The following is a 25,453-nucleotide window of genomic DNA, read 5'->3' on the forward strand; positions in this document are numbered from 1 at the left end:
AAAAGCTCAAATAGTTTCGATAAAGAGCGATTTTGTTTCGATAAATCTTCAAAGTCTTCCTATTTTTTGGCTCTTCGGTAAAAAACGAGGGGGTGATTTCTGTTCCAACTGGCACTTTGTTGCTGCTGCTTCGCTTTCACTACAGAAAACATTTGTTGTTGCTGTCGCTACAGCCGGAACGAAGATTAACTAATATATGGCATATATTTTAACAAATGTCATCCACAACTTTTGGTGATGAACCCAAAGTTAGTTAAAATATAGAGAGAAAACTTATGATTAATTTTCTCTCATAGAATGTTGAAAAGTTGTTGAAACTCTTGCAGGAAAATCAGTTCCTTTTAGTCTGCTTATGTTCTACCGCTATCAATGAAAATACTGATGATATGCTTGCGCAGCATCCATTTCGCTTGTAAATATTAAAATATCGTTTGTTAGTGGATAGTACGACTCAAATAGAAATAGCACCAGTTCATTTGGATTATCCGGATTGTTCACAATTTCCGCTTCCTGTATATTTGCTACATCCAGAACATGTGGGTTTCGATAAAAAATATAAACACTATCCCCTGCATTATACTGCTCTTTCTGCATGCCATCACCTTCCTTGTCTTTACCATTAGTTTGGTTAAAGAAGGCCTTAATGATTCATTTTATTCATTAAAAACGCTTGATAATTTTTGAAATTAAGCGTGCAGCTACACTATGTCCGATAATTTGATTGACCGTCCCCGTGAAATACAAATCTTTCTGTGGATAATAAAATGCAAAAGCGCCAGATTGTCCCCAATGCCCTATTAATCCATTTTTAAAGGAAACCAGCGAAATAGGTTGCTTTACTATTCCCACTCCGTAATAAAATTGCCCTGGTAAGAGCAAGAAGTTCCAATTACTCATTAACTCATTGAGGTCATTTTTAGGAAATAGTTGACCGTTTATGAAAGCTTTTAGAAATATCATGGATTCTTGTGCTGTCGATACAATACCACCTTCTGCTGGTATCGATGACATATATTGTGGAATTAGAAGCTGTTTCGATTTATATGTTAAAGGCAGAGGCTTTTCATCATTAACGTCCTCATAAACATAGGAATGCTGGAGATTTAATGCATCAAAAATATATTGCCTAAATACTTCGTGAATAGATTGACCAGTAATTGTTTTAATAATTTCTCCTAAAAGCTGATAGTTCGTATCAGAATAATGTACTTTTCCCTTTTGTCCAGGCTTAAATTTAGGTTTCATTTTTTTCACTGATTGTACAGTTTTCTCAAAAGGCCATAATTGATCCTTACCATCCACAAGTTCTAAAAAAACATCTGAAGTAAAATAGTCTGGAATGCCTGATGTATTTGACATTAAATGTTTGATAGTAATTTCATTAGAATAATCAATATCTTTCAAAATATGAATTCTACTTACTGTATCTTCAGGAAGATATTGTGAAATTTTATCGTCCAAATCTACTCTATTTTCCATCCTTAGTTTCAAAATAATTGCTGTAATATATAATTTCGTGACACTTGCTAAAAAATATGGAGTATCATCTTCCATATTCCCAGCACTACTCACATGTGAAAATGAATGATTCCCTTTTTCTACACATAACACAACACTCCTAATATTCTTCTTTTCGATCGTCTGAGCAACCAACTCATCCATTGTCGATTGATTAAAAGTTCCCTTCACCTCGATAAGGCTCCTTTCACAAAATTTATTTACATCCCACTCTTATCTAACATAAACACTACACATCATAAAATGTTTCATTTGGAATATATATGAACTTATGAGAAAAAATCTAAAATATTACATTTCAGATTTTTCTAATTTTTTAGTATACTTAGGAAAAGGAGGGAAAAATATGATTAAACAATCAGTTATTGAAAATGTACTTGAAGAAGCCCTTTCTACAGGTGGCGATTTTTCCGAAGTTTTCATCGAGGATAAATTCGTCAATGAATGTACATTACAAAGTGGAAAAATTGAACAAAGTATTTCAGGGCGTGACTTCGGCATTGGTATACGCATTTTTTCCGGTCTTCAGAGCATCTACACATACACAAACGATTTTTCAGAGGAAGGCTTACTAGCAGCAGCAAAACGAGCAGCACTTGCCATTAAAGGAGGTGCTACTGGAACGATTCAACCATTAAATAAAGAAATTATTACGCCTCTTCATAACATTATCATTCTTCCAAACAGTGTGGAGCATGCTAGAAAAGCAACAATCATGCGGCAGGCTAATGACATTGCTAGAAACTATGATGAACGCATCAGTCAAGTTAAAGTTCGGTATCTTGACGAAGAGCAGCATGTTTTAATCGCCAACTCAGAAGGAAAATTTGTAGAAGATACGCGTATCTATAGTCGACTTGCCATCCAGGCAACTGCCTCTGAGGGCAAAGAAATGCAAACGGGCTTCTATGGTCCTGGCGCACATGCGGGCTTTGAATTTATCGAAAATCTAAATCTGGAACACTATGCTGGTGAAGCTGCACGTATTGCGGTCACTATGCTTCATGCCGATGAATGTCCTAGCGGTAAATTCCCTGTCATCATTGATAATGAATTTGGTGGTGTTATATTTCACGAGGCTTGTGGTCACGGACTTGAAGCTACAGCCGTCGCGAAAAACAATTCCGTTTTTGCAAATCGTATTGGTGAAAAAGTTGCCCCTGATATTGTTACATATATTGATGATGGCACACTTCCAAACGAATGGGGTTCTCTTAACATTGATGATGAAGGGGAAAAAACGCGAAAAAACATCTTAATTGAAAATGGTATTTTAAAAGGCTACTTGATTGATAAATTTAATGCACGCCGTATGAATGCCGAACCAACTGGCTCTTCACGTCGCCAATCCTATCGTTTCAATCCAACATCCCGAATGACTAACACCTATATCGCTCCGGGTACATCAACACATGAAGAAATTATTGCATCCACTGAATATGGTATTTATGCAAAATATATGGGTGGCGGGCAAGTAAATCCATCGACTGGTGACTATAACTTCGCAGTTATGGAAGCTTATATCGTAAAGGATGGAAAAATCGATCGTCCTGTACGTGGTGCAACACTTATAGGCAATGGGGCAAAAACATTACAGCTAGTTGATCGTGTTGGTAATAATCTTGCGCATGGTGCTGGTATGTGTGGATCAATTAGTGGTAGTCTTCCTGTCAATGTTGGCCAGCCGATGATTCGCGTTAGTGAAATAACAGTTGGAGGAACGAAGGGGGAATAATTTATGAACATTGCTGAATACCAAGAAAAACTATTGAATAAGGCGATAGAAGCTGGTTTTCAAGAAGCTGAAGTTTTTTATGAACGGAAAAATTCTTTTAAATGCATGCTTTACGAAGGGCAGATCGATAGCTACGAAACGTCTGAAGATGGGGGTCTAAGTCTACGCGGGCTGCATAACGGAAAAATGGGTTACGCCTATACAGAAAAATTAGACGATGATTCGATTTCCTTTTTAATCAACAGTGCAAAAACAAATGCAGACGTTCTAGATGAGGATGAAGGCATAGACATTTTTGATGGCAGTAACGAATACACATCATATGAATTTTACAATGAAGAATTAGAGACTATAGGAATTCCTGAAAAAATAGAGCTACTTCGTTTAATTGAACAAAAAATTCGTACTTACGATGCGCGCATTGTAACGTTAGATTACTGTTTTCTCGAAGAATATAGTACTGAACGTTCATTAGCGAATAGTAAAGACCTTTCCTTATCACATAAGGAGAACGGCTTAGTCATCTTCCTATCCACAGTTGTCAAAGAAGGTGATGAACTGAAAACGGGTGGTTATTTAAAAATGACACGTGATTTTCATTCTCTCAATGCTGATGAAATTGCTAAAGCAGCAGCTGAGGAAGCACTTGCGAATCTAGGTGAAAAGTCGATTCCATCTGGAAAATATCCAATCATCCTACGTTCTGATGCAACTGCTTCTTTATTAAGTACTTTTATGCCTGTACTGTCAGCTGAAAATGCACAAAAGAACCAGTCTTTGTTAAAAGGCAAAGTAGGACAAAAAGTGGCGTCAGATGCTTTCACACTGCTTAATGCCCCATTCCACCCTAAGGCATTGTCTGGAGCAAGTTTTGACGGTGAAGGTGTTGCGACAAAGGAGCAAGCAATAATCTTAGATGGAACACTGCAAACACTATTGCACAATAGAAAAACGGCAAAGAAGGAAGGCTGCGAAACGAGCGGACATGCACATAAAGACTCTTACAAAAGTACTTTATCAATCGCACCTCAGAATTTATATATTTCACCAGGTAAGCGATCACAGGAGGAGTTAATGGCCTCAGTATCTGAAGGAGTACTTATTACAGAATTATCTGGGCTACACTCTGGTACGAATACGATTTCGGGTGATTTTTCAGTCGCAGCACAAGGATTTCATATTCAAGATGGCAAAGTTGTCTCACCTGTGAAGCAAATGACAATAGCCGGAAACTTCTTTCATTTCTTAAACAATATCGAAGAAACTAGCTCAGATCTTTACTTCTTGCCAAATGGGTATGGCTCCTCATCCCTACTTGTGAAGGAACTAGCTGTAACAGTCGAATAAAGTGGAAAAGACTTTATGGAGCGTGAGACTTCCTCAAGTGTTCATGTAATCGTTCCTCCCATTCCGCCGACTGATCGCAAGCCAGTTTTTTTATGGAATCAAAAAAGCAAGTCTCCTTTTAATGGCGACTTGCTTTTTTCGCTACAATTTATTTCGATAAATCGATTTTTTTATTTAATAAATAAATAGTCACACCACCAACTGTCATTGACAATAATTCCCCAATCCCAACTGTAAACCAAGTTGCCCAAAATGGAAGATCATAGAGGATTGTTAATTGTCCTGCAACGGTGAACATTGATATAGCAAAAATCAATGCAGTTATAACCATTCTTAAAATATCATTTGTTATATTTTTCGTTACTTTTCGGCAAAGAATTAATACTAGAAATGTCGAAATACCACCAATGGGTACATCTAATATCCACGTTGGCGACATGAAATTTGCAAGTACTACTCCTAATGTCACAGCTAATACATAGCGCTTGTTGTACAATGCCAGATAGTTGAACATTTCCGATAAACGTAACTGTACAGCTCCAAAACTAATGACTGACAATAAAACAGTTACAGCCACATATAAAGCTGCAACTAGTGCCGTCTTTGTAAGTTCGGTTACAGAAGTACGGCTTGAATCTTTTACAATAGATGTATTCAATTTTATTCTCCTTTGTAAAATAGCACATCCGCTATTTTAGTAATAACTACGGCCAAAGGAAGAGAGCTTTTCGCCCTATCTGAAGTGCCGCAGTGCAAGCTAAATTTTGCTTACTTGCGTATTATAGCAGAAGAATTTCAGATTGAACAATCTTATTTTGTTAGCCAGCCACCATCAATCGGTATGATTGCACCGTGTATATAATCAGCTGTTTGACTAGCCAAATAAAGTGTTAGATTCGCCACCTCACTTGGTTGAGCCCAGCGACCTGCAGGAGTTTCACTCGCTACCCATTTCGCCATTTCCCCGTCCCCTTCAAAGTCAGCCTTGTTCATCGGTGTTTGAATGGCTCCCGGTGCAATGGCATTGGCACGAATTCCTTCACGACAGTAATCTAAGTCTAATTGCTTTGTATAGCCGACAATCGCATGTTTAGACGCTGTATATGCCGCTCCACCACCGCCTGCAACTAGTCCTGCAATAGATGCCATATTGACGACTATGCCTGATTTTCGTTTTACCATATGAGGTAATATCGTATTCGTCACAAAAAAAGTACCCTTTACATTGGTATTCATGATTTTATCCCAAAGCGCCTCATCTGTATCGAGCGTTTTTGCGAAGCCATCTAAAACGCCTGCCGTATTTAATAAAATATCTACTTGCTTAAATATTGAAACTGCGGCTTCAAATGCTCCTTCTACATCGTTTTTACTGCATACACTACCTACTCTATAGGCAAATTGTTCAGGATATTGGTGATGTAGATTTTCTAGCCCTCTCTCATCCAAATCAAAACCGAATACGTTTGCCCCATTTTCTAAAAATGCAACAACTTGAGCCTGTCCAATACCTGAAGCAGCACCCGTTACAAATACCGTCTTGCCATTATATTCTTCAAATTTCATAACGTCTCTCCTCAAAAAAATAAACAAAGCCACCTCATTTGAGATGACTTCTTTTTAGATTAATTGACAATTACCCAATCTTCCGCTAACAAATCACAGACAGTTGGTGTAAACATTGTGTAGCCCTCACCGCGTACATTAATTAAAAAATACGGATTCAAAGTCTCGCCATCATGCTCGCTTTGTCCAACAAGCTTCACATACAATTCGGCACCGCCCCAACCTTTACGAATTACTTTTTCTCCCGCTTTTAAGCGTGGTAATATCTCTTCAAACGTCATTTTAAATCATCCTTTATTTACATTCTTTATCGAATTAGTATACGGGAATTTTCAAATGTTTACAACCTGATATAAGTACTGTTAAGATCACTAACCCTCAAGCAGAGCCGTATAAAGTATTTGTTGCCCATTCGATTCCGCAATGATTGTATAAATATTATGATCATTTGTAGAGAAAATTTCTGTTCCACTTTCCAATTTAGTAGCATAAAAATCTTTGAAATTTTTAGAGGAATTTGTTGTTTTAATAATTTTCCCTATCTTCTCACTCTTCGTATATTCTAATTGTTTCATTGATTCCAAGCTTGTAGCATTTATATAAATTAAGTTATTATACTGAAGAATATCTGCTTGAGAATGTTCTTTAAGAATAGAATTCGCAGTGGGGTTAGTATTTATAGTCGGTGAACAACCTACCAATACTAATATTAGTAAATTACAAATTAGTATTTTCTTCATAACTAATCACCTTCTTTTTTATAACTACCTAATCTTTATATTTTTTGCCTAGCTTGACGAACCTCCCCCTATTATTCTTATTCAATTCATTTTTTTCTTCATTTGCACTTGCTCTGTCTTCACTTCTAGCCCATTGTCCATCAAATAGCTCGTGACTGGATTACTTGCTAAAAAGTTAACTGTGGCTAGTTTCACTTTGTGATTTGTGATGCTTGCGATAAAGTGTGGAATATTTTCTACATCGCCATTCTCTAATAGCTCTAATTGATAAAGCACTATGTGGTCGATTGCCCCATCCTTACCCCATACTGTTCTATATAACATATAACCAATCGCGGCATTATTGTCGTTATAAAAAACTTTAGCTTCTCCTTGTTTATTACTTTGCCAGCTACATTGCCAAGGAACATCTTCCTGATAAAATGATAAATGTGGGAGCTGCTCTGGTCGAATAGTTTCCACATGAATTGTAGCTTCTTTCTCTACTTTTGCCTCATATTCACCACTTAAAAATAGCAATTGATTTGTAATTGTATAGCCATACTTCTCATACAAAGCGATCGCTACTTTATTCTCTTTAATAGCTTCAAGCGTTGCAATTTCCACGTTCTCTCTTTCATAGATGGCGATTGTTTCTTCCATCAAAACCCGAGAAATACCTTTTCCGCGATACTCTGGAGAGATGCCTGTTCCACCATTCCAAGAGGTTTTCTTACCTGCAATTTGTCTAAAGCCATTTAAGACAATACCAACAGGATTATGATGATCAAATGCGACGATTGAAAGCTCTGGGTATAGTCCCTCTCCAACAAGTCGATTTAAAAACGTCTCTTCATTCATTTTAATTTCTACAAAATACTCCTCAAAACCTTTATTCCAAGCTTTCAAAGTTTCCTCTAATGTGCATTGTGACACTGTTTTTATTTTCATGTTTCCCCTCTTTTCAGCTTTAACTTGAGCTACTATCTAAAGGCGCTAAATCTTTTAAAGTTAATTTTTTTACTATTTCATAGCCCTTTCCAGGACCTTTTGGCTTAACAATAACCATCCCCATGTTTGAAATTTTCCCCAATCCAACACCTTCAGGAAAGCTATGGGCAATGATTACTTGATTCATTCCCTGCGGTGGCTTTCTTTCTAACATTGATTGCAGATTTGATAATATATTTGTTTTTTCAACGATAGGAATATTCCCACCCAATTTAAAAATTTCATACCCAAATGGGTCAATTTGGACATTCGCATAAGGGAATGCGAGCTGCACCGTTTCAATTGTACGACAAAAAGGACTTGCGACAATCTGTGAACTGATTGGAATTTGTAAATAGCGTAGCATTTGTCCAAAGTAAATTGCCTCCCTTCGCCCAACTTCAGACAAATTTCTTTGAGTATAACAATCTTGAAAATTTAAATATGGCTGATCTCTCCCAACAGTTGCTTCACCATGCCTTGCATACAAAACGAAGCCACCCTTTTTCAATAAATCAAGGATTGATTGATCCAAATATTTCATCCCCTCCAAATAGAATACCAATTCGATTATTAGTACTATATGAAATGAATTACTCAAAAAATGTAAAAGTGAAAGTCGTAACAGCTTTTCACATAGTGAAACAGTTACTACACCGGTAGAGTAGCTAATTTAGCTGGTAAATCCCTTTACTTCTCCGGTAATGGACTTCGGTCAATAAAGTTAAAAAAACTTCCTACAATTTTCTGTAGGAAGCTTAGAAAGTTACTTTATCGGAATGTTTACTATTGCTGTTGTTTCTAAATGTTTTGATGAGTCGATAGAAATTTGTCCGTTGTATTTATTGACTATTTCATTCACAATAAACAAGCCTTGCCCTCTTATTTTACCACTTTCTGGTTTCTTCGTGGAAAATCCTTGCTTAAATATTTGCCCCGCTTCTACAATATTTGGTCCAGTATTTGTAACCTTAAATTCATATTGCGTGTCGTCTGCTTTGCAACAAATTGTTATTTTAGGTTGCCCCTCTGGTAATTCATTTGCCGCATCAATCGCATTATCTATTAAATTTGACAAGATTTTGATTAGATCCGTTGTTTTAATTTTATTAAATGCATCCTGTGAAACTGTGAAATTCATATCGATATTATGATTTTGTGCCGTTAGTTTTTTCGTCTCCAATAATATTGATAAGCCTGGATGATCAATATTTAATTTCAGCGACTTAATAGCCTGAACCTCTTTTGATAGTGAAGATAAATATTGTTTAGCCTGTTCAGGTTTGTCTAATTGAAGAAGTCCATGCAAGACTTGTATATGATTTGTAAAGTCATGTCTTAAAGAGGACACAGAAGTAATTAAAGTTTTAATTTCTGCTTGATATGTATCTTCTGTCGCTCCAACTTCCTTCGCCACTTCTTTTTGATACCATCTCTGTAAAAATAAAAAAGAGCCAATAACGATTAAAATGAGTCCACCATTAAAAATAAACATAAGAAGATTATCTTCGATCACTTTTCCCTTGATGCCATTTAGCTTTTCTGCACTAATATCGATGCCTAGGTATGCAATAATTTTCCCTGTTTTATCCTTTATAGGCGCACCAACAGATAGATAAGCACCGTGTCCAGAATCTGGTATCACTTCCGTTACATATGTTTCTCCCTTATAGGCTTTACGCACTTGCTCCTCAGGTACTGTACAGACCTCTCCAATATCGAAGCCTTTAGTATATTCACCTGGTAATCCCATAATCATTGCTTTTGATTCTTTTGGATTATCAACCTCTAATGTATAAACAAATAGAGCACCTAGTTTTACTCTGGCATCATTTAAATAGTTTCTTATTTCCCAATAATAATCATTTTTTTGGGGGTCCTTTAAAAATTGTTGGTATGCCTCGACGTCAATTGAAGAGGCAATAGAAGTAGCAGCTTCTAAACTTTGGCTCGCTATTGCCTCTTCAACTGTCTTTTTCATTTTTATGTAAGATGTAAAGATGTTTAAACTTGTAAACAATAATAATAATATAATTGATAGTAATAAAATTAGTTTTATTTTTCGCTTTTTCATACAAACTGGTACTTCCTCATCTATAGAAATGAATACTGCCTTAATTAAGTGTGAGCTTGACATTCGCATCAATCATAAAAATTGTTAGTCACAGTTGACATATTGTCATACTTTTTACTATTGAAACAACTTCGTATCCAATATTACTATTATATCAGATGTGTTGATTAACCATTTTTATACATTCGGAGAGGCTGATTTCCGCTACGGGCTACTCGCTTTGTTGCTGTCGCTTCGATTTCGCACAGATAAAACATTTGTTGCTGACGCTTCGCTTTCGCACAGATAAAACATTTGTCGCTGTCGCGCAGAGCAAGGCTTCCTGCGGGCGAGCGTCGAGCCGCTTCCTCCGCTTTGTTGCCACTGCTACTCCGTTTTCGCGCAGATAAACAAATTGCTGTCGCTTCGCTTTCGCCAGAAAACATTCGCTTAGTGCAGGGTCTCGTCTGTCTCGCTTTCCTGCCGGAGTCGAGTTGCCCTACGCTACAATTAGTTAAAATGGAAATATATCGGCAAAATAGTAACAAAAAAATCCTTTTATCACTCAATAAAAAACCTATTTTTTCCCAATCAACACGCCTGCTATTATACGATAGTAAGTATAATTTTTTTAGTTGTTTCTGATTTGTTCTTTAAAGTCATTAACGTAGTGATTCGTGCCTGTTGAAAACGTTCGGCTTATAACTACTGTTCTTCATTTGGATAAATGCTATTTTACGCTTTTTGACAATCAAAGATTCTTCTTCCGTTTCTAAAGAAGAATATTTGTTCTTATTTTATCATTACAATGAAGATTTGGCTACCGCACACTTACGCATTGGGCTATCCCTTACTCATTACTCGGCCACTACCGGGTACTGATAAAATGCTTTAACAATTTTTAATTTACAAGGAAACTGTAACCAATAGTTTAATAATCCTTCACTCGAAAGTAAACTAAAAAAGGAGAATAGCTTTTGTTGATGCCACTCTCCTTATTATATATCTAATTCCATTTTCGTTGTTTGGGTACATCCTCCTTTTAAAGTTTAGGAACTAAAGATTCATTCTAAGGAGACTTCTGTACCTGTCGCTTTGCTTTCGGTACAAAAAAACACCTGTAACTGCCGTTGCACTTTTGGTACAAAAAACATCTGTACCTGACGCTTTGCTTTCGCTACAAAAAACATGAGCTGAAAGATGTTAAAAAGACCAGGCATATAATACCTGATCTTTTGTATAATAAGTATTTATTTTTTTTTACTAGATGTTCTTGACTTGTCCTGTAAGTTTAAAAATGTCGGTCGCTTACCGTAACCTTCTAGAGATAAACGAAATAAAGACTTTTTAATATCCTGCCAATCAAAATCTGCGCCTAAACTTAAGTAAGGAACACCTAATACTCGTAAATTTGCCATATAAAGAAGTATGAAGAACATCGAAATAAAGAAACCAAATAACCCCAAAAAAGCAGATGCTATAATAATAATTATCCTGAAAATACTCATGGCTGATACAATAGATTGATTGCCGAGTGTAAAAGCTGCAATACTCGAAGTAGCAATAACTACAATCATGGAAGGGCTCGTAACACCTGCTTTAATTGCTGCATCTCCAATAATTAATCCCCCAACAACACTTATTGAACCACTAATAACATTGGGGAGATGTATATTTGCTTCTCGAAATAATTCAAACATAAAAAGCATCATTAATATTTCAAGCATCGTTGGAAATGGGAGACCCGTTCTTGATTCAACGACTGTCGCTAAAAGAATAAAGGGCAATTGCTCTTGATGATGGGTCGTTAGTGCAAGCCAAAAACCTGGTAAAAGTACACTTAAATAGATAGCTATTCTTCGTAATAAACGCTCCATAGAACTTACAATAATCGGATATTCATTATCTTCACTGGATTTAAATAGTAACATTGAATTAGCAGGAGTAATAATGACATATGATACACCATCAACTATGATAAGAATGCGCCCATTACTTAAAGCTTGTAAAGCAAAATCAGGACGTCCGGTATAATCATGTCTAGGTAGAATTTTAGCACTTCGCTCAATTCTTTCCATCAATAAATCTCCACTAAATACAATATCGATATCAATTTGCTGTAGCTGTAATTTTATTTGCTCAAGCATCTTTTGATTTACGACATCTGCTAAATAAAGTACAGCTACGGTTGTTTTGGAACGTTTACCAAGTTCATATGTCTCAACACTTAATGAATTAGTAGGTAATCGTTTTCGTAATAAAGCAATATTAATAAAAGCATCCTCAATAAAATCATCTCTCGGGCCTTTGATAACTAATTCAAGGAATGTTTCTTTAGGCTCCCGATTCGGTTTTTTAGCAATATTACTTGAATACAACAAATTCATATCTTCGAAATACAGTAAAACATGTCCTTTATAGACTTTTGTGATGGCATCATCTTTACTTGATATTTTTTGAAGATGGGGAATGTGTAAATTATTTTGTATATGCTCTTCTAACAATTCATCCGTTGTTGCCGTAAATAATGATTGAATTCGTTGCACGATAACGGTTTCCAGTAGCCGCTCATTAATGAGCCCTTCACATTTTATCAAATGTACCTTATGTTGCTGAAAGATATACTTTTGGAAGACCACATCAGCAGAGCGTTGAAATAATGCCTTCAAAGAATTCAAATTTAACTCTTGTTCCATTGATGAAATATTTCTCATCTCCTACTGAGCCAGCTCCAAATTAGTACATTAATCCATATACTTATACATATATTTCCCCTTGATATTTAAAAATATTCAAGGAAACAGGATGTGACCGTTGCCAAATCATCTGTAGCTGTCACTACAAATAAAATATTGCTGAATGAAGATCAATTTCGCCTTGGCGTAATTACGTGGAGGCTTTATCCAATCATCTTCTTTAAGTTTGCCATTTCGATAGCAGACATTGCCGCATCATAGCCTTTATTGCCTGATTTAGTGCCTGCACGCTCAATTGCTTGCTCGATATTTTCAGTTGTCACAATACCAAAAATAACAGGTACATTTGTAGATAATGACACACTTGCAATACCTTTTGCCGATTCATTACATACATAGTCATAGTGTGTTGTTGAACCACGAATCACCGTACCTAGTCCAATAATTGCATCATACTTCTTTGTTTCAGCTAACTGTTTAGCAACGAAAGGAACTTCAAATGCACCAGGAACCCATGCTACATCGATAGAATTCTCATCCACACCATGACGCTTTAAACCATCTAACGCCCCGTCCAATAATTTGCTTGTAATAAATTCATTGAAACGTCCTACTACTACTGCTATTTTTAAATCCGTACCAATTAATTGTGCTTCAAATATTTTACCCATTTTTCTTTTCTCCTTTTTTATGGATCATCACTATAACGTGTGGTTGACTTCCGTTCCGACCGGACGCTTTCCTAGGGGCGTCCACTACAATCAACTTATATACATGACATACGTTTTAAAAGTCATCTACAACTTTTGGTGAAAAGCCTTTTTTATATTGTTATTGTGTTTTCTTTAACTATTTGTTGACGTCTATATGTTGCCAATGCTTCTATGGAAATCATTTTTAAATGATGTTGAGCTGCATACTGGACCAGGTCATTAAAGCGTAGCATTTTGCCATTATCGCCCATAATTTCGCAAATAATGCCCGCAGGAATACTGTTACAAAGTTTGGCCAAATCAATTGTTGCTTCTGTATGTCCTCTGCGCTCTAACACACCATTTTCCTTTGCTATTAACGGAAATACATGGCCAGGTCTACGAAAATCCTCAGTCTTTGCTTGTGGTTCTATCATTTTTTGTATAGTCATTGCCCGTTCAAAGGCGCTAATTCCTGTAGTTGTATTCACATGATCTATGCTAACGGTAAATGCCGTTTGATGATTATCTGTATTGATACTAACCATAGGGGTTAATGCTAATTTTCGTGCAAGCTGCGGTGAAATTGGCGTACAAATTAAACCTCTTCCATAGGTCGCCATAAAGTTAATCGTTTCAGGGGTCATAAATTCCACGAGTGCTAGTAAGTCCCCTTCATTTTCTCGGTCCTCATCATCTACAACAACAATCATCTTGCCTTGTTTTAAATCCTCTATCGCTTCTTCAATTGAATGTAGCAATATCGCCACCTCCTAGTCAGTGTTAGTTAAAACCCGTTTTGTGCTAAAAAGTCTCTCGTAATGGTTGGCATTACCTGTCCATGCTTAAGTTGATGCAAAATATATTTTCCAACTAAATCGGTTTCTATATTGACGAGATCTCCAATTTTCTTCTTACCTAAAATTGTTTCCTTGTAAGTGTGCGGTATCAGTGCTACTGTGACACAATTTTTCTCGACATAAAAAAGTGTTAAGCTCGTACCGTCAATCGTGATGGAACCCTTTGGAATACAATAGCTCGTTAACTCCTCTGACAGCTCAAAATCAATATAGACTGCATTTGCTAATGGCCGTTTACGCAATATTTTTCCTACTCCGTCAACATGTCCTGATACAAAATGTCCACCGAAACGTCCATTAGCAGACATGGCGCGCTCTAAATTTACAGGATCTCCAACAGCGAGCTGCTGTAAATTTGTGGCTTTCACCGATTCAGGCATCACATCCATCGTTAGCTCTTGCTCATTAAAATGTACCACTGTTAAACAAACACCATTGACTGCTATACTGTCCCCGAGCTTTACATCCTCCACCATTTTCGATGAAATAATAGTGATTTTCATACTTTGTCGATCGCTTTGCAAGGTTTTTACTGTACCAACATCCTCAACAATCCCTGTAAACATTTTTCCACCTACTTCCTGTACTTTGAGGGCTCTATATTTGTCCCTCTTCCTAGCAATAAATAATTTTCATTAAACAAAAAAACCCCTTTGATTAAAGGGGTTGGGAGTTCATATAAAATAAATAAGACGTCAACAAATAAACCTTATGGATACATAATTTTTCCATAGGCTAACATCTTATCGTTCTTCTCCCATCCAGACTATAACTGTCGGTTTTGGATTTGCACCAAATCAGCTTGCGCTCACGGACTTTGAATTTCTTCATCACCGCCGATTGGGAATTTCACCCGACCCCGAAGAACATATTGCTATAAAATTTTTAAGCTAAATCAATTTCGCTTTGGCGTAATTACGTCCGGAGGCTGTATCTTCAAAGTAGGTGTTCAAACACCCACTTTGAAGATACAACAAAAAAAACTTCCCAACTTATACGATGGGAAGTAGTAGTTTATAAAAGCGTACTCAAATAAACCTTATAAACTCAAGCGAATTTAAAAAGCTCACACTTTTACCCTTCTCCCATCCAGACTATAACTGTCGGTTTTGGATTTGCACCAAATCAGCTTACGCTCACGGACTTTGAATTGCTTCATCACCGCCGATTGGGAATTTCACCCGACCCCGAAGGATATTTTATTTAGCTAGTTCTTACGATAACACTATTTTATTATATTATCCAGATAATTCTTTATAAATATTTTTCTCAAATTTATTCGCATTCGCTAATTTAAGTTGTTGCTATGTTTTCTCACTACTAAATACTGCACTATATAATATTATTGCCGTTTTCACTTTTACTACTTAAATGAAGATCAATTATGACGAGTCATAATTGCGTCATTTCATTTGTAACTGCCATTTCACTTTCGTTACGGAAAAAAATTGCTGAAAGAAGTTAAAAACAGCCACTGCCATTAGTCATTCATAAAGACCAATGGCATGACTGTTTAAAGGATAATAATTTTATACAGTTAAACTACCGTCAACCGAGACAACAGCACCGGCCATGAAACTTGCTTTATCTGAAGCTAAGAATAGAACCGCTTCTGCTACTTCTTCTGGTTCACCATGGCGTCCCATACGTACACGTGACATTTCTTCTGGTACGTATCCTGTTTTTTCAAGTGTTTCACCAACACTATGGAATAATGGTGTAACGATCCCCCCTGGACATACAGCATTAATGCGAATGCCCTTATTAGCATACTCAATTGCTACCCCCTTCGTTAAACCGATTACGGCATGTTTACTTGCGGAGTATACAGCAATACTGTGTTCCGGACGAATACCTGCTGATGAAGCTGTATTAATAATCGACCCTTTCCCCTGCTTCTCCATTACTGGAATAACATATTTCATGCCAAGAAAAATACCTTTAATATTAATATCCATAATACGGTCGTATTCTTCCAATTCAACCGTTGTAAATGGTGCAAACTTTTGAATTATGCCGGCATTGTTGAACAATACATCGATTCGTCCATATGTGTCTACAGCTTGCTGTACATAATTCTGAACATCCTCTACTTTGGAAACATCCGCTTTAACGAAAATTCCCTCTCCGCCATTTTGTTGAATTAGCTTAAGTGTCTCTTCTCCAGTTGCCTCGTTAAAATCAACTAACACAACTTTATAGCCATTTTCAGCAAATTTAATGCTAGTTGCTCTACCAATCCCACTACCTGATCCTGTAATAACTGCAATTCGATTTTCATTTATCATTTTATCTTCCTCTTTTCATTTTTATATTTATTTACTAAACACATCTCAATCGGTGGTCCTCTTTGCCTTTCCATCCTCATGACCATTCGTTTAATTTCATTTTCATGTAATCGTCGTAATTACCGTTAAAGATACTCGAGCCAGTTGAGGAAAGCTCCACCATTTTATGTGCTAGCTTATTAAGAAAATATCGATCATGCGAAATAAAGAAAAGTGTTCCCTCATATTTCAAAAGAGCTTGTTCCAATACTTCTTTACTAAATAAATCAAGATGGTTAGTTGGTTCATCCATAATAAGCACGTTGGCTTTTTGTAATACGAGCTTCGTTAATGCTACACGTGCCTTCTCACCCCCACTGAGGGTAGATATCTTTTTAAACACATCTTCTCCCGTAAATAAGAAATTCCCTAAAACAGTACGAACTCTCGTTTCTTCAATGTGCGGGAACATACTCCAAACCTCATGTAAAATGCTGTTATTTGGGTGTAGGTTCAACTGCTCTTGATCGTAGTAACCTACCGTCACACCGTTGCCCCAAGCGATAACACCACTATCTGGACTAAGCTCCTTTAACAGCGCCTTTAATAAGGTAGTTTTTCCAACACTATTCGGACCAATTAACGCAACTCTTTCTCCTCGCTGTAGCTGAAAATTGATATTTTTTAATAGTGGTAGTTGCTCGGAATCTACAATAAACGGTATTGATAAATCTCGTACCTTTAACACGTCCTTATGAGCGTTTTTTTCTATTGAAAATGCCATACATGTATGTTTTATGTCCTTTAGAGGCTTTTCAATTCGTTCAACTCTCTCAAGCTGTTTTCTTTTGTTTTTTGCACTTCTAGAAGAAGTAGCCATAGCAATATTGCGTTGTATATAGTCTTCCATCTTCGAAATCTGGTGCTGCTGCATGACATATTTATTTTCAAGCAATTTGCGAGTTTTCTCTTTACTTTCCACATATTTAGAATAATCACCTACATATTTCCTGATCTCTGTTCTTTCAATCTCATATATACCGTTAACAAGTGCATCTAAAAAATATCGATCATGCGAAATGATAAGAATGGCCCCTTGGTATGAGCGTAAATACCCTTCAAGCCAATTTAAAGTTGTAAAATCCAAATGATTCGTCGGTTCATCTAGTAATAGTAAATCTGGCTGTCCCAGTAAGATTTTCGCTAGTGCAAGTCGAGTTTTTTGTCCACCACTTAGCTGATGAATAGGGGTATTTTTTGAAATACTCTCAAAGCCCATCCCATTAAGAATACTGTTAATTTTAGCTTCCATCTCATAGCCACCATGCTGCATAAACCATTCTGATTTTATTGCATATCGATCCATAATTTTTTCAATTTTTTTAGGATTGTCTATAAACGATGGATCACTCATCTTCTTTTCAAGACTTCGAAGTTCTTTTTCAACCTCAAGAAGGTCAGTAAATGCTTCTAACATTTCAGTCCACATCGTATTGTCCGGATTCAAACCACTGTCCTGACGTAAATAACCAATTTTAATACCTTTCCCGATGTAAAGCTCTCCATTATCATAAGGAAGGTCTCCCGCAATTATTTTTAATAAAGTTGATTTACCCGCCCCATTAACACCAATGAGTCCAATTTTATCTCCACGCTCAATTTTCATCGTTATATTAGAGAGTATTGGATCTCCCAAATAGCTTTTACTAATTCCATTTAATTGAAGTATCATTTATTTAATCTCCTTATAGATTTTGACCATCTCTGTTACCAAGCTAAAGACACTTAACAGATGAATGGACATATAAGGTTACACATCTTCTTTCACTCCTTTAAAACACAAAAAGACGCCGAAAGAACGGCGCCTTAAAAGTGCGAAATACCCCCTACAAGTAAAGGATATATTCCCTATATTTCACAACGGAAACGCAAATAAGCGCCGACAGAACCGGCGCTTATTTGCATAATATTTTATACAAATACATCTAAAATAATTGATTACAATTGTTAAAGTAAGAAGGCAAAAGCTTCCGGAAGCTTTTTTCGATATGAAATTTGCTTAAAAAAGGGCAGACTTCTCCCCTTGACAGCAAATCCCCCAAGGAGCATGTAAGATTTTACCTCTTTTTCTGCTAAACCTTTCGCAAATACAGTTTCCATCACTTTTACCTCCTTTCGATTTAATAGTATCTACTAATCTATCACAATACTATAAAGAACACAAATACCTTGATCATTTGCAATAATATATATCGATCTACATAAGCTCTAACATTTTTTCCATAAGTTGAATAAGCTATTTCCGTATAGCATTTTTAGATAATAACTCAAAGATAGTCATTAATTTAGAAACTTCATCTGCTTTGCAATTATGCCTCGGCACTTTCATGATAAAGTTCTAACGCCTCTAAAGGCACTAAAAAACCTTATATCTTTGAATAACAGCATATTAATTTTGCAATAACTTAAATAGAGGTAATCAAAAGCAAGGAACCTCTGTTCAATTAGAGCGTTAAATTACCATGGCTACATTCGTTTGCCTTGACAATAAATTTGTAGTGGTATTGTAAGTCGTTGTTTGTGCAACTCCAGCAATAGACATTTGCTACGAATATAGTTAAATCCCCTTCTCAGGAGGTTTTCATTGGAAAACATCACGAAAAAAAAGACTTATAACAAAGTTTTATTTTATATCCTAATAGCAATCTGCTTTATCGCTTCTGTCTTTTTCGTTTATCACAACGAAGCATTTTATGCACGTCCAATTGCAGAAGTAATAAAAACGGAATTGACGGATTCAACCACTGAATCGGATATGTATAATAACGAGGATTATTTATATACTCAGCGTATTACGGCTGTTTTAAAAAACGGGGAAGAAATAGGCCGGAATATTTATTTTACAAATCAATATTCAGCATCTGGGGCATTCGATCAAGAATACCATGTTGGGGACAAATTATTTGTTACGATTAAAGCAAGTACAGACAAAAATGCAGATTTAACTGGGACTATTTTAGACGTAAAACGTGATCAATTCGTCTTGATAGTAGCATGGATTTTTATTTTTGCTTTGCTGATTGTTGGTAAAAGACAAGGATTATTTTCGATCATCAGTTTAATTGTGAATTCCGTTGTATTATCCTTCGCTTTGGATTTATACGTGAATTCAAATATAAATTTGATATTTATATGTGGGGTATGTGTTCTTTTATTTACTGTCATTTCTTTAATGCTTATTAACGGCTTGAATGAAAAAACATATGCAGCGATTGTTGCAACACTTTTAGGAACCTTTATTTCGTTATTGATTAGCGCTTTAGTTCTGTGGGTTACATCCGAGAATGGGCTTCGATATGAAGAAATGCAATTTTTAACACGACCTTATCGAGTGATTTTTATGGCTGGATTATTTATTGGGGCACTCGGGGCTGTAATGGATGTCTCCATCACAATGGCTTCTTCTATGTTCGCATTATTTGAGCAAAACCAAGATATTTCTGACCAAGCTTTAAAAACTTCTGGAATGGATATCGGGAAAGACGTTATGGGAACGATTACAAGTATTTTGTTCTTTGTTTATATTTCTGGCTCAATTCCTATGTTAATTTTATATTTAAAAAATTCTTATCCATTAGGGCAAACACTTTCCTTGAACCTTTCGTTAGAATTAGCTCGGGCCCTAGCAGGTGGTATTGGTGTTGTCTTGACGATTCCCATTAGCCTTTACACTTCTATTTTTTTCATTAATCGAAAGAGGGCAAAATAATGAATGTATTAGTGTTGTTAACTGCCATTTTATTTATATTGATGATAGTTATTGGTGGAAAAAAAGGAGTACGATCTTTTCTATCTTTATTTTTAAACTTTGGAGTGCTCTTTATTACCATCTTTTTAATGACCAATCCAAAGAATAGTCCAGTGATCTTAACGCTCATTGCCTGTACCGTCATCTGTTGGATTAGCTTATTTTTTATTAATGAGATGAGCAGTAAAACGATAACTGCGTTCATTTCTACGATGATTACAATAGTTATTTTATTACTTTTCATTGTTTTTGTGACGGAGAAATCAATGCTTCGAGGATTCGGAGGAGAATCAACAGAGGAAATAAGTATATTTTCGCTTTATATTGGCGTCAACTATGTTCAAATTGGAGCTTCTGTCATTATCATGAGTACAATTGGTGCAATATTGGATGTTGCCATTTCCATCGCCACTTCCATGCATGAGATTCTTCATCATAATCCGTTAATTAGCAGAAAAAAATTATTTACATCAGGATTAAGTATTGGAAAGGACATTTTAGGTACAGATACAAATACATTATTTTTCGCTTTCTTCGGTGGATATTTAAGCTTGCTAATATGGTTTAAGGATTTATCTTATTCGATTGGCGAAATTATTAATTCTAAAGTATTTAGCACTGAGATAATTATGATATTTTGTGCAGGCATTGGTATAGCACTTATCATTCCTATTACTTCCTCAGTGAATGCATATTATTTAATAAAAAAACGAGAAAAAACAGAAAATGCTTCATAATAGACCGTACCTGTCACCCGTTTCAATAATTAACGGGTGACAGGTATTTTTTCCTACTCAAATAAAAATCACCATCGCGTTTAAATATTGAAAAATGGTTCAGAGATAGTCATTTAGCTAGCATAAGTTATATCAAAAAATTTGTGGAGTTTTACATAATATCGTTATCTGAAAATTACGTGAACATTTTTTAAGATGCATGAAAAAGAAGATGTTTTGTTCCCCTTACCTGAAAAATTTTTTAACTTTTAGTGAAAAAATCGCTCAACAAGGGTTATTTACAATACGCTGTTTCATATCCTGTATAATCATGTCATTATATTAAGAATAGGCTTTCCTATTCCTAGTAACATTTTTAAGAAAAAAGCGTCTAAACAACTAGATAATAAAGGAGAAAGTTTGCTATGAAATATATCATCTTTGATTTTGATGGAACACTGGCAGATTCAACGGCAGTGTTTGCATCAGCTTGGAATACACTTGCACAAAAATATAAATTTAAAGGAATAGAATTAAAGGAAATTGAATCATTGAAAAAATTATCAATAGCGGAACGGAGTAAATTATTTGACTTTCCTATGTATAAATTGCCAATGATTTTACCACAGTTTTATCGATTGTATCGTCAGTCGTTAAATGATGTTCATCTTTATGATGGTATCAAAGATGTTCTTACGGAAATTGATAACAGAGGCTATAAAATCCTTATTATTTCCTCCAATTCAAAGGAGAACATCTTAGAATTTTTAAAAATGAATAGCATTCATTGTGTGTCAAATGTTCTTTGCTCAAACAGAATTTTTGGTAAAGATAAAGTGATAAAAAAATTTTTAAAGGACTCAAACAGTACACCATCAGAAGTTTTATACATTGGTGATGAGCAAAGAGACATTGTAGCATGTAAAAAAGCAGGAGTGCCTATTATTTGGGTTGGTTGGGGATATGACGCTATAGAAGTTGTTCAACAAGAGGAACCCGAGTACAAAGTAACTACACCACAGGAAATTTTAAATATTATATAAACTAAGAGGATCATAGCGAATAATACACTCCTATGATCCTCTTGTTATTATTTTTCTGCAGTTCTAACTAAAAAAAGACACCTTGGTTAGTGTCTTCGAAAATACTATGGCTTTTTTAAGATTTCTACATATTTTTCTGCTGTTCTTATCTCAATTGTAAGGGAATTTTTACTATAGTTAGCTTTTATTAAAAATGGTACGTCCGTTGTATTTTGGAATCTAAAATCTAAGCCACCATAGGAAACCGTTGCGTCTCTTCCTTTTGGAACATACCCAACATTTAAGGAATGGTGATGTCGTTCTACAAATTTTACCGGTATTTGATCAACCGCGTTAAACAGGGTTGAGGACGTTTGACAAATCCCTCCCCCAATGCCCATCACAACCTTTTTATTGATGATTTCTGGTGCAGGCTGATACCCATTCGCTTCGTCCCTAGGTCCAACGACTGTATTAAAGGAGAAACTATCTCCACTTCCAATGATAACATTATTAATTGCCTTTGCAGAAAGTTCAATATTTTTATTTCTTCCTACATCATGGGTATTGAAGTAAGTTGTATAAGATGCGACAACTACTTCTTCTAAATAAGGAATATCTTCAAAGGAATACCCGCTTTCGGTAATATAAAGAGGCAACTCCACTTTACCACCGGTCACTGATGCTTCTAATATTCTTTCAACTAATTCACTTTCTTTTAAAACAATTAAAGGACTACCTTTAATTATTTTTCCTTGATCGTCTAGTTTATCGAGTTGCATACGCTTATCATAGCCGGCTGTTTTGTCATTTCCTCTTGCTAACTCTTTTGCTATTTGCTCAATTTGTCTTGTATACGATTGTACATCAGTTTCATAGCCCTTTTCTTTCGGTAAAATTGTTTGTACGATGGCTTTGGTCGAAGGGTCCACAATTTCAACAACGACGGGCTCTGTTTGTTGTTCAAAGTTAACAGGCTTTTTTAATTCCCCAACTTCTCGCTCTGACTCTTGAATTTGTTGCTGTTCTAGCTTTTTCTCATCAGATTTCTCCTGACAACCGACTAGTCCAATTGTGCATATAATACCCAGTGCGGCCATCCACTTTTTCTTCAACATAAAACACCTACCTCTATCGTAATACTACAGAGACATCTTATTCGTGTATTGTTGATAGTGTGTTTCTTTTTATCATTTTTATTTGTTTAAACATTTCCTAAAGTTGAATGAAGTTAAAGAAATTGATTAATTGGAGCTGAAATTAAGCCGTATTTTGCATGTTCAAGTTATGTAACGATTATTGTTGGTTCAATGAATCTTTCTCATGATGACCAAAAATGCATAAAAGTGCATGATGTGAATATCGCTAATTGTACTCTCAAAAAAAGAACTGTCCCCATCAGTAACTACTGATTTTGGAACAGCTCATTGTTTTTATTTTTGAATAAACATTCGTGTCCAGTAATTGCCATCCTTCACATATCCTACACCTATATGTGTATAGTTTTTGTTCAGGATATTCGCTCTATGACCTGAACTATTCAAGGATGCTTTTACCGCAAAAAGCTTGCAGATTTAAAGTCTTTTATTTAGCATATTTCACGTGAAATCTATAGATTAATACTATATAAATCCAATCATAAATAAGGGTCGCAACCGAGATAATAGTAATCAATGGTGTTCTAAAGTACATATAGAAGCCAACTGCTGCAAACATAGTACCGATCATTTTACAAACGGCTATGCCCATTGATTGGCCGCTTAAGTTTCCTCTTTGTAAAAATAAGGCGATAAACAACCCTGACATCATCAGATTTTGTATAAATGCAGCATATTTCCCTTCTATATCATTGAATTCATGCATCATCGCTAAAATAATGAAAAAACTTACACCAAGCGTGATGAAAAAAGATGAGTAAAATATCTTTCTTGGAATTAATTTTTTGTATTCTTTATGACCATAACGTAAAAATTGCATCATAATAAAGATGTCTAAAAGAAACCACAAGAAAGTAATTATCCTTTGCAAGTCATTTTGTGGATACATAAAGGCAAAGATAAATTCCCATGAAATATTGGCACAAATTGCGGCCATTGGCATGCCATATTTCTTATCCTGAAATCCTTGTTTGATGATTAGTATGTATGTAATAATCCAAAATAGCCCCATGCCTAATTGGCAAATCAATAGGATTTTCTCTTGAGTCATATATACGTGCTCCTTCCCTCTATTAATGATTCTTCGATACTATATGTAAAGAAATTCACTCTTTATGTCTAAAAAATCTGTAGAAGGGTATGTAAATACTCAAGACTCTTAAAAAATCATAACAGTTAGTAAGCGCCTATACATTCATTGACTATTCATATATAGTAAGACGAGGTGATGATATGAAAACAAAAATTTATTTCGATAACGACCAATTTATTGCAGGCACTACCTTAAAGAATGACATCGAGCTTGAACAAAATAATATGGCACTGCATACATGTGTGAATGTAGCGGATGTACTAGAAAACCGAAAAAAATTAGCAGCTACTTTGCATTGTGATTTAAATAATTTTATTTGCACTCAACAAACTCATAGTGCCAATTTCTATAAAGTTACAGTTTCTGATAAAGGGCGTGGCGCTGAGCAGATGGACTCTGCCATTGCTAATACCGATGCACTTTATACATTAGATCCGAATTTACTTTTATGTAGTTTTACAGCAGATTGCGTACCTGTCATTTTTTATAATGAAGTTAATGGCCTTATTGGCGTGGTACATTCAGGCTGGCAAGGAACTGTCAAGGAAGTAACATTAAAGCTTTTCCAACATTTGCTGGAGCATGAACATTGTAATCCGCAAGATTTTCACGTACAAATTGGTATGGCACTCAGTCAGCAGAAATTTGAGGTTGACCGAGATGTTTATGAAAAATTCCACAACCTAGGCTATGCTGAGGACTTTATGTATTTCAATGCAGAAACAAATAAATATCATATTGATAATCAAAAAACTGTCAAAAAACAATGTGAGCTTGCAGGAATACCTTCTAAACAGATTTTGATTGATTCAACTTGCACATATATAAGCCCAGATGGTTTTTCCTATCGCCAAGATAAACAGGCAGGTAGACATTTAAGCTTTATTATGCGGAAAGAACAGTAAATGAAAGGGACAATCCAATTCTCAATGGATTGTCCCTTTTCGTCCTATTGAGATTTCCAAAATGTACACCTAAAAACTTTGAGATCTTCTTCACGGATATTCTCTTGCTTCGCGCGGGTATTTGTTCTCCTTCCGCGGGTATTCTCCTCCTGCGCGCGGGTATTTGTTCTCTTTCCGCGGGTATTCACCTCCTGCGCGGGTATTTGTTTTCCTTCCGCGGGTATTCACCTGCTTCGCGCGGGTATTTGTTCTCCCATAGCTGTCAACTTTAGATTTAAAAACATCTATTTGATATTTTTTTTAAGAGGA

General features: G+C 35.7%; 25 protein-coding genes, 2 pseudogenes and 2 riboswitches. Of the genes and pseudogenes, 7 read left to right on the forward strand and 20 right to left on the reverse strand.

The genetic code is table 11. From position 1 onward, the window contains the following. Nucleotides 1-193, forward strand: a 193-nt coding sequence (locus QRN68_RS15965) for a hypothetical protein (RefSeq protein WP_285397890.1), incomplete at its 5' end; no start/stop codon positions are given. A 173-nt stretch (nucleotides 194-366) separates the two neighbouring features. On the opposite strand, the gene QRN68_RS15970 is transcribed toward QRN68_RS15965, so the two are convergent. Further along, nucleotides 367-594, reverse strand: a complete 228-nt coding sequence (locus tag QRN68_RS15970) for a transcriptional regulator SplA domain-containing protein (RefSeq protein WP_285397891.1) — start codon at nucleotides 592-594, stop codon at nucleotides 367-369. 66 nt (nucleotides 595-660) lie between these two features. Further along, nucleotides 661-1,689: a serine hydrolase domain-containing protein gene (locus QRN68_RS15975; protein WP_285397892.1), complete on the reverse strand. Its 1,029-nt coding sequence runs from the start codon at nucleotides 1,687-1,689 to the stop codon at nucleotides 661-663. A 175-nt stretch (nucleotides 1,690-1,864) separates the two neighbouring features. Here QRN68_RS15975 and QRN68_RS15980 point away from each other — a divergent pair, with 175 nt between their 5' ends. Both QRN68_RS15980 and QRN68_RS15985 read left to right on the forward strand, forming a co-directional pair. Then, nucleotides 1,865-3,253 carry a TldD/PmbA family protein gene (locus tag QRN68_RS15980; RefSeq protein WP_285397893.1) on the forward strand — a complete coding sequence of 463 codons (1,389 nt, stop codon included), beginning with the start codon at nucleotides 1,865-1,867 and terminating at the stop codon, nucleotides 3,251-3,253. 3 nt (nucleotides 3,254-3,256) lie between these two features. Then, on the forward strand, nucleotides 3,257-4,600 hold the full coding sequence (locus QRN68_RS15985; protein ID WP_285397894.1) for a TldD/PmbA family protein: 1,344 nt from the start codon (nucleotides 3,257-3,259) through the stop codon (nucleotides 4,598-4,600). A gap of 148 nt (nucleotides 4,601-4,748) precedes the next feature. Here QRN68_RS15985 and QRN68_RS15990 read toward each other — a convergent pair whose 3' ends face one another. The 15 genes and pseudogenes from QRN68_RS15990 to QRN68_RS16060 all read right to left on the reverse strand — a co-directional run bounded on the left by QRN68_RS15990 (nucleotide 4,749) and on the right by QRN68_RS16060 (nucleotide 18,603). Next, nucleotides 4,749-5,258 carry a QueT transporter family protein gene (locus QRN68_RS15990; protein WP_285397895.1) on the reverse strand — a complete coding sequence of 170 codons (510 nt, stop codon included), beginning with the start codon at nucleotides 5,256-5,258 and terminating at the stop codon, nucleotides 4,749-4,751. 152 nt (nucleotides 5,259-5,410) lie between these two features. Next, entirely contained in the window at nucleotides 5,411-6,166 is a 756-nt protein-coding gene (locus QRN68_RS15995; RefSeq protein WP_285397896.1) for a 3-oxoacyl-ACP reductase, read from the reverse strand. A 59-nt stretch (nucleotides 6,167-6,225) separates the two neighbouring features. Beyond that, nucleotides 6,226-6,447 carry a DUF2829 domain-containing protein gene (locus QRN68_RS16000; RefSeq protein ID WP_285397897.1) on the reverse strand — a complete coding sequence of 74 codons (222 nt, stop codon included), beginning with the start codon at nucleotides 6,445-6,447 and terminating at the stop codon, nucleotides 6,226-6,228. A gap of 90 nt (nucleotides 6,448-6,537) precedes the next feature. Beyond that, entirely contained in the window at nucleotides 6,538-6,906 is a 369-nt protein-coding gene (locus QRN68_RS16005; protein ID WP_285397898.1) for a hypothetical protein, read from the reverse strand. 81 nt (nucleotides 6,907-6,987) lie between these two features. Continuing rightward, nucleotides 6,988-7,836, reverse strand: a complete 849-nt coding sequence (locus QRN68_RS16010; RefSeq protein ID WP_285397899.1) for a GNAT family N-acetyltransferase — start codon at nucleotides 7,834-7,836, stop codon at nucleotides 6,988-6,990. Nucleotides 7,837-7,855: 19 nt separating this feature from the next. After that, nucleotides 7,856-8,419 (reverse strand): histidine phosphatase family protein, encoded by a 564-nt coding sequence (locus QRN68_RS16015; RefSeq protein ID WP_350224357.1) that lies wholly within the window; start codon nucleotides 8,417-8,419, stop codon nucleotides 7,856-7,858. A gap of 222 nt (nucleotides 8,420-8,641) precedes the next feature. Next, the gene (locus QRN68_RS16020; RefSeq protein ID WP_285397902.1) at nucleotides 8,642-9,949 is read right to left on the reverse strand and encodes a Spo0B domain-containing protein; all 1,308 of its coding nucleotides are present in this window, start codon (nucleotides 9,947-9,949) and stop codon (nucleotides 8,642-8,644) included. Between the two features lie 167 nt (nucleotides 9,950-10,116). Then, nucleotides 10,117-10,374 carry a hypothetical protein gene (locus QRN68_RS16025; RefSeq protein WP_285397903.1) on the reverse strand — a complete coding sequence of 86 codons (258 nt, stop codon included), beginning with the start codon at nucleotides 10,372-10,374 and terminating at the stop codon, nucleotides 10,117-10,119. 804 nt (nucleotides 10,375-11,178) lie between these two features. After that, the gene (locus QRN68_RS16030; RefSeq protein ID WP_285397904.1) at nucleotides 11,179-12,642 is read right to left on the reverse strand and encodes a spore germination protein; all 1,464 of its coding nucleotides are present in this window, start codon (nucleotides 12,640-12,642) and stop codon (nucleotides 11,179-11,181) included. Between the two features lie 185 nt (nucleotides 12,643-12,827). After that, the gene (gene ribH, locus QRN68_RS16035) at nucleotides 12,828-13,295 is read right to left on the reverse strand and encodes a 6,7-dimethyl-8-ribityllumazine synthase (RefSeq protein ID WP_285397905.1); all 468 of its coding nucleotides are present in this window, start codon (nucleotides 13,293-13,295) and stop codon (nucleotides 12,828-12,830) included. A gap of 155 nt (nucleotides 13,296-13,450) precedes the next feature. Continuing rightward, nucleotides 13,451-14,077, reverse strand: a pseudogene (gene ribB / locus QRN68_RS16040) (3,4-dihydroxy-2-butanone-4-phosphate synthase); the annotation flags it as partial. A gap of 26 nt (nucleotides 14,078-14,103) precedes the next feature. Beyond that, on the reverse strand, nucleotides 14,104-14,742 hold the full coding sequence (gene ribE, locus QRN68_RS16045; RefSeq protein WP_285397906.1) for a riboflavin synthase: 639 nt from the start codon (nucleotides 14,740-14,742) through the stop codon (nucleotides 14,104-14,106). A 179-nt stretch (nucleotides 14,743-14,921) separates the two neighbouring features. Continuing rightward, a riboswitch (FMN riboswitch) is annotated at nucleotides 14,922-15,047 on the reverse strand. Between the two features lie 202 nt (nucleotides 15,048-15,249). Then, nucleotides 15,250-15,375: riboswitch (FMN riboswitch) on the reverse strand. A 330-nt stretch (nucleotides 15,376-15,705) separates the two neighbouring features. Further along, nucleotides 15,706-16,464: an SDR family NAD(P)-dependent oxidoreductase gene (locus tag QRN68_RS16050; protein WP_285397907.1), complete on the reverse strand. Its 759-nt coding sequence runs from the start codon at nucleotides 16,462-16,464 to the stop codon at nucleotides 15,706-15,708. A 76-nt stretch (nucleotides 16,465-16,540) separates the two neighbouring features. Beyond that, a complete protein-coding gene (locus tag QRN68_RS16055; RefSeq protein WP_285397908.1) occupies nucleotides 16,541-18,175 on the reverse strand; it encodes an ABC-F family ATP-binding cassette domain-containing protein in 1,635 nt (544 codons plus the stop codon). Between the two features lie 275 nt (nucleotides 18,176-18,450). Beyond that, on the reverse strand, nucleotides 18,451-18,603 hold the full coding sequence (locus QRN68_RS16060) for a hypothetical protein (protein WP_285397909.1): 153 nt from the start codon (nucleotides 18,601-18,603) through the stop codon (nucleotides 18,451-18,453). 484 nt (nucleotides 18,604-19,087) lie between these two features. On the opposite strand from QRN68_RS16060, the gene QRN68_RS16065 reads away from it, so the two are divergent. From QRN68_RS16065 to QRN68_RS16075, 3 genes are all read left to right on the forward strand, one after another. Continuing rightward, entirely contained in the window at nucleotides 19,088-20,212 is a 1,125-nt protein-coding gene (locus QRN68_RS16065) for a YibE/F family protein (RefSeq protein WP_285397910.1), read from the forward strand. Continuing rightward, nucleotides 20,212-20,988 (forward strand): YibE/F family protein, encoded by a 777-nt coding sequence (locus tag QRN68_RS16070; protein WP_285397911.1) that lies wholly within the window; start codon nucleotides 20,212-20,214, stop codon nucleotides 20,986-20,988. Before QRN68_RS16065 ends, QRN68_RS16070 begins: the two co-directional genes overlap by 1 nt. A 404-nt stretch (nucleotides 20,989-21,392) precedes the next feature. Further along, a complete protein-coding gene (locus QRN68_RS16075) occupies nucleotides 21,393-22,010 on the forward strand; it encodes an HAD-IA family hydrolase (protein WP_285397912.1) in 618 nt (205 codons plus the stop codon). A gap of 104 nt (nucleotides 22,011-22,114) precedes the next feature. Here the strand turns inward: QRN68_RS16075 and QRN68_RS16080 are convergent, their stop codons facing one another. From QRN68_RS16080 to QRN68_RS16090, 3 genes and pseudogenes are all read right to left on the reverse strand, one after another. Then, nucleotides 22,115-23,107: a VanW family protein gene (locus QRN68_RS16080; protein WP_285397913.1), complete on the reverse strand. Its 993-nt coding sequence runs from the start codon at nucleotides 23,105-23,107 to the stop codon at nucleotides 22,115-22,117. A gap of 315 nt (nucleotides 23,108-23,422) precedes the next feature. Continuing rightward, nucleotides 23,423-23,545, reverse strand: a pseudogene (locus QRN68_RS16085) (CAP domain-containing protein); the annotation flags it as partial. Between the two features lie 28 nt (nucleotides 23,546-23,573). After that, nucleotides 23,574-24,197: a transmembrane-type terpene cyclase gene (locus tag QRN68_RS16090; protein WP_285397914.1), complete on the reverse strand. Its 624-nt coding sequence runs from the start codon at nucleotides 24,195-24,197 to the stop codon at nucleotides 23,574-23,576. A 182-nt stretch (nucleotides 24,198-24,379) separates the two neighbouring features. Between QRN68_RS16090 and pgeF the strand changes: the two genes are divergently transcribed. Beyond that, nucleotides 24,380-25,144: a peptidoglycan editing factor PgeF gene (pgeF, locus tag QRN68_RS16095; RefSeq protein WP_285397915.1), complete on the forward strand. Its 765-nt coding sequence runs from the start codon at nucleotides 24,380-24,382 to the stop codon at nucleotides 25,142-25,144. Nucleotides 25,145-25,453: the final 309 nt, after the last annotated feature.

It is taken from the genome of Lysinibacillus sp. fls2-241-R2A-57 (genome assembly GCF_030209535.1).
Classification (GTDB): domain Bacteria; phylum Bacillota; class Bacilli; order Bacillales_A; family Planococcaceae; genus Lysinibacillus.

Bases quoted from the DNA above. Each gene is read 5' to 3' on its own strand.
- QRN68_RS15970 (WP_285397891.1), bottom strand. From the start codon at position 594: ATGCAGAAAGAGCAGTATAATGCAGGGGATAGTGTTTATATTTTTTAT.
- QRN68_RS15980 (WP_285397893.1), top strand. From the start codon at position 1,865: ATGATTAAACAATCAGTTATTGAAAATGTACTTGAAGAAGCCCTTTCT.
- QRN68_RS15985 (WP_285397894.1), top strand. From the start codon at position 3,257: ATGAACATTGCTGAATACCAAGAAAAACTATTGAATAAGGCGATAGAA.
- QRN68_RS15995 (WP_285397896.1), bottom strand. From the start codon at position 6,166: ATGAAATTTGAAGAATATAATGGCAAGACGGTATTTGTAACGGGTGCT.
- QRN68_RS16000 (WP_285397897.1), bottom strand. From the start codon at position 6,447: ATGACGTTTGAAGAGATATTACCACGCTTAAAAGCGGGAGAAAAAGTA.
- QRN68_RS16005 (WP_285397898.1), bottom strand. From the start codon at position 6,906: ATGAAGAAAATACTAATTTGTAATTTACTAATATTAGTATTGGTAGGT.
- QRN68_RS16010 (WP_285397899.1), bottom strand. From the start codon at position 7,836: ATGAAAATAAAAACAGTGTCACAATGCACATTAGAGGAAACTTTGAAA.
- QRN68_RS16015 (WP_350224357.1), bottom strand. From the start codon at position 8,419: ATGAAATATTTGGATCAATCAATCCTTGATTTATTGAAAAAGGGTGGC.
- QRN68_RS16020 (WP_285397902.1), bottom strand. From the start codon at position 9,949: ATGAAAAAGCGAAAAATAAAACTAATTTTATTACTATCAATTATATTA.
- QRN68_RS16025 (WP_285397903.1), bottom strand. From the start codon at position 10,374: ATGTTTTCTGGCGAAAGCGAAGCGACAGCAATTTGTTTATCTGCGCGA.
- QRN68_RS16030 (WP_285397904.1), bottom strand. From the start codon at position 12,642: ATGAGAAATATTTCATCAATGGAACAAGAGTTAAATTTGAATTCTTTG.
- ribH (WP_285397905.1), bottom strand. From the start codon at position 13,295: ATGGGTAAAATATTTGAAGCACAATTAATTGGTACGGATTTAAAAATA.
- ribE (WP_285397906.1), bottom strand. From the start codon at position 14,742: ATGTTTACAGGGATTGTTGAGGATGTTGGTACAGTAAAAACCTTGCAA.
- QRN68_RS16050 (WP_285397907.1), bottom strand. From the start codon at position 16,464: ATGATAAATGAAAATCGAATTGCAGTTATTACAGGATCAGGTAGTGGG.
- QRN68_RS16055 (WP_285397908.1), bottom strand. From the start codon at position 18,175: ATGATACTTCAATTAAATGGAATTAGTAAAAGCTATTTGGGAGATCCA.
- QRN68_RS16060 (WP_285397909.1), bottom strand. From the start codon at position 18,603: ATGGAAACTGTATTTGCGAAAGGTTTAGCAGAAAAAGAGGTAAAATCT.
- QRN68_RS16070 (WP_285397911.1), top strand. From the start codon at position 20,212: ATGAATGTATTAGTGTTGTTAACTGCCATTTTATTTATATTGATGATA.
- QRN68_RS16075 (WP_285397912.1), top strand. From the start codon at position 21,393: ATGAAATATATCATCTTTGATTTTGATGGAACACTGGCAGATTCAACG.
- QRN68_RS16080 (WP_285397913.1), bottom strand. From the start codon at position 23,107: ATGTTGAAGAAAAAGTGGATGGCCGCACTGGGTATTATATGCACAATT.
- QRN68_RS16090 (WP_285397914.1), bottom strand. From the start codon at position 24,197: ATGACTCAAGAGAAAATCCTATTGATTTGCCAATTAGGCATGGGGCTA.
- pgeF (WP_285397915.1), top strand. From the start codon at position 24,380: ATGAAAACAAAAATTTATTTCGATAACGACCAATTTATTGCAGGCACT.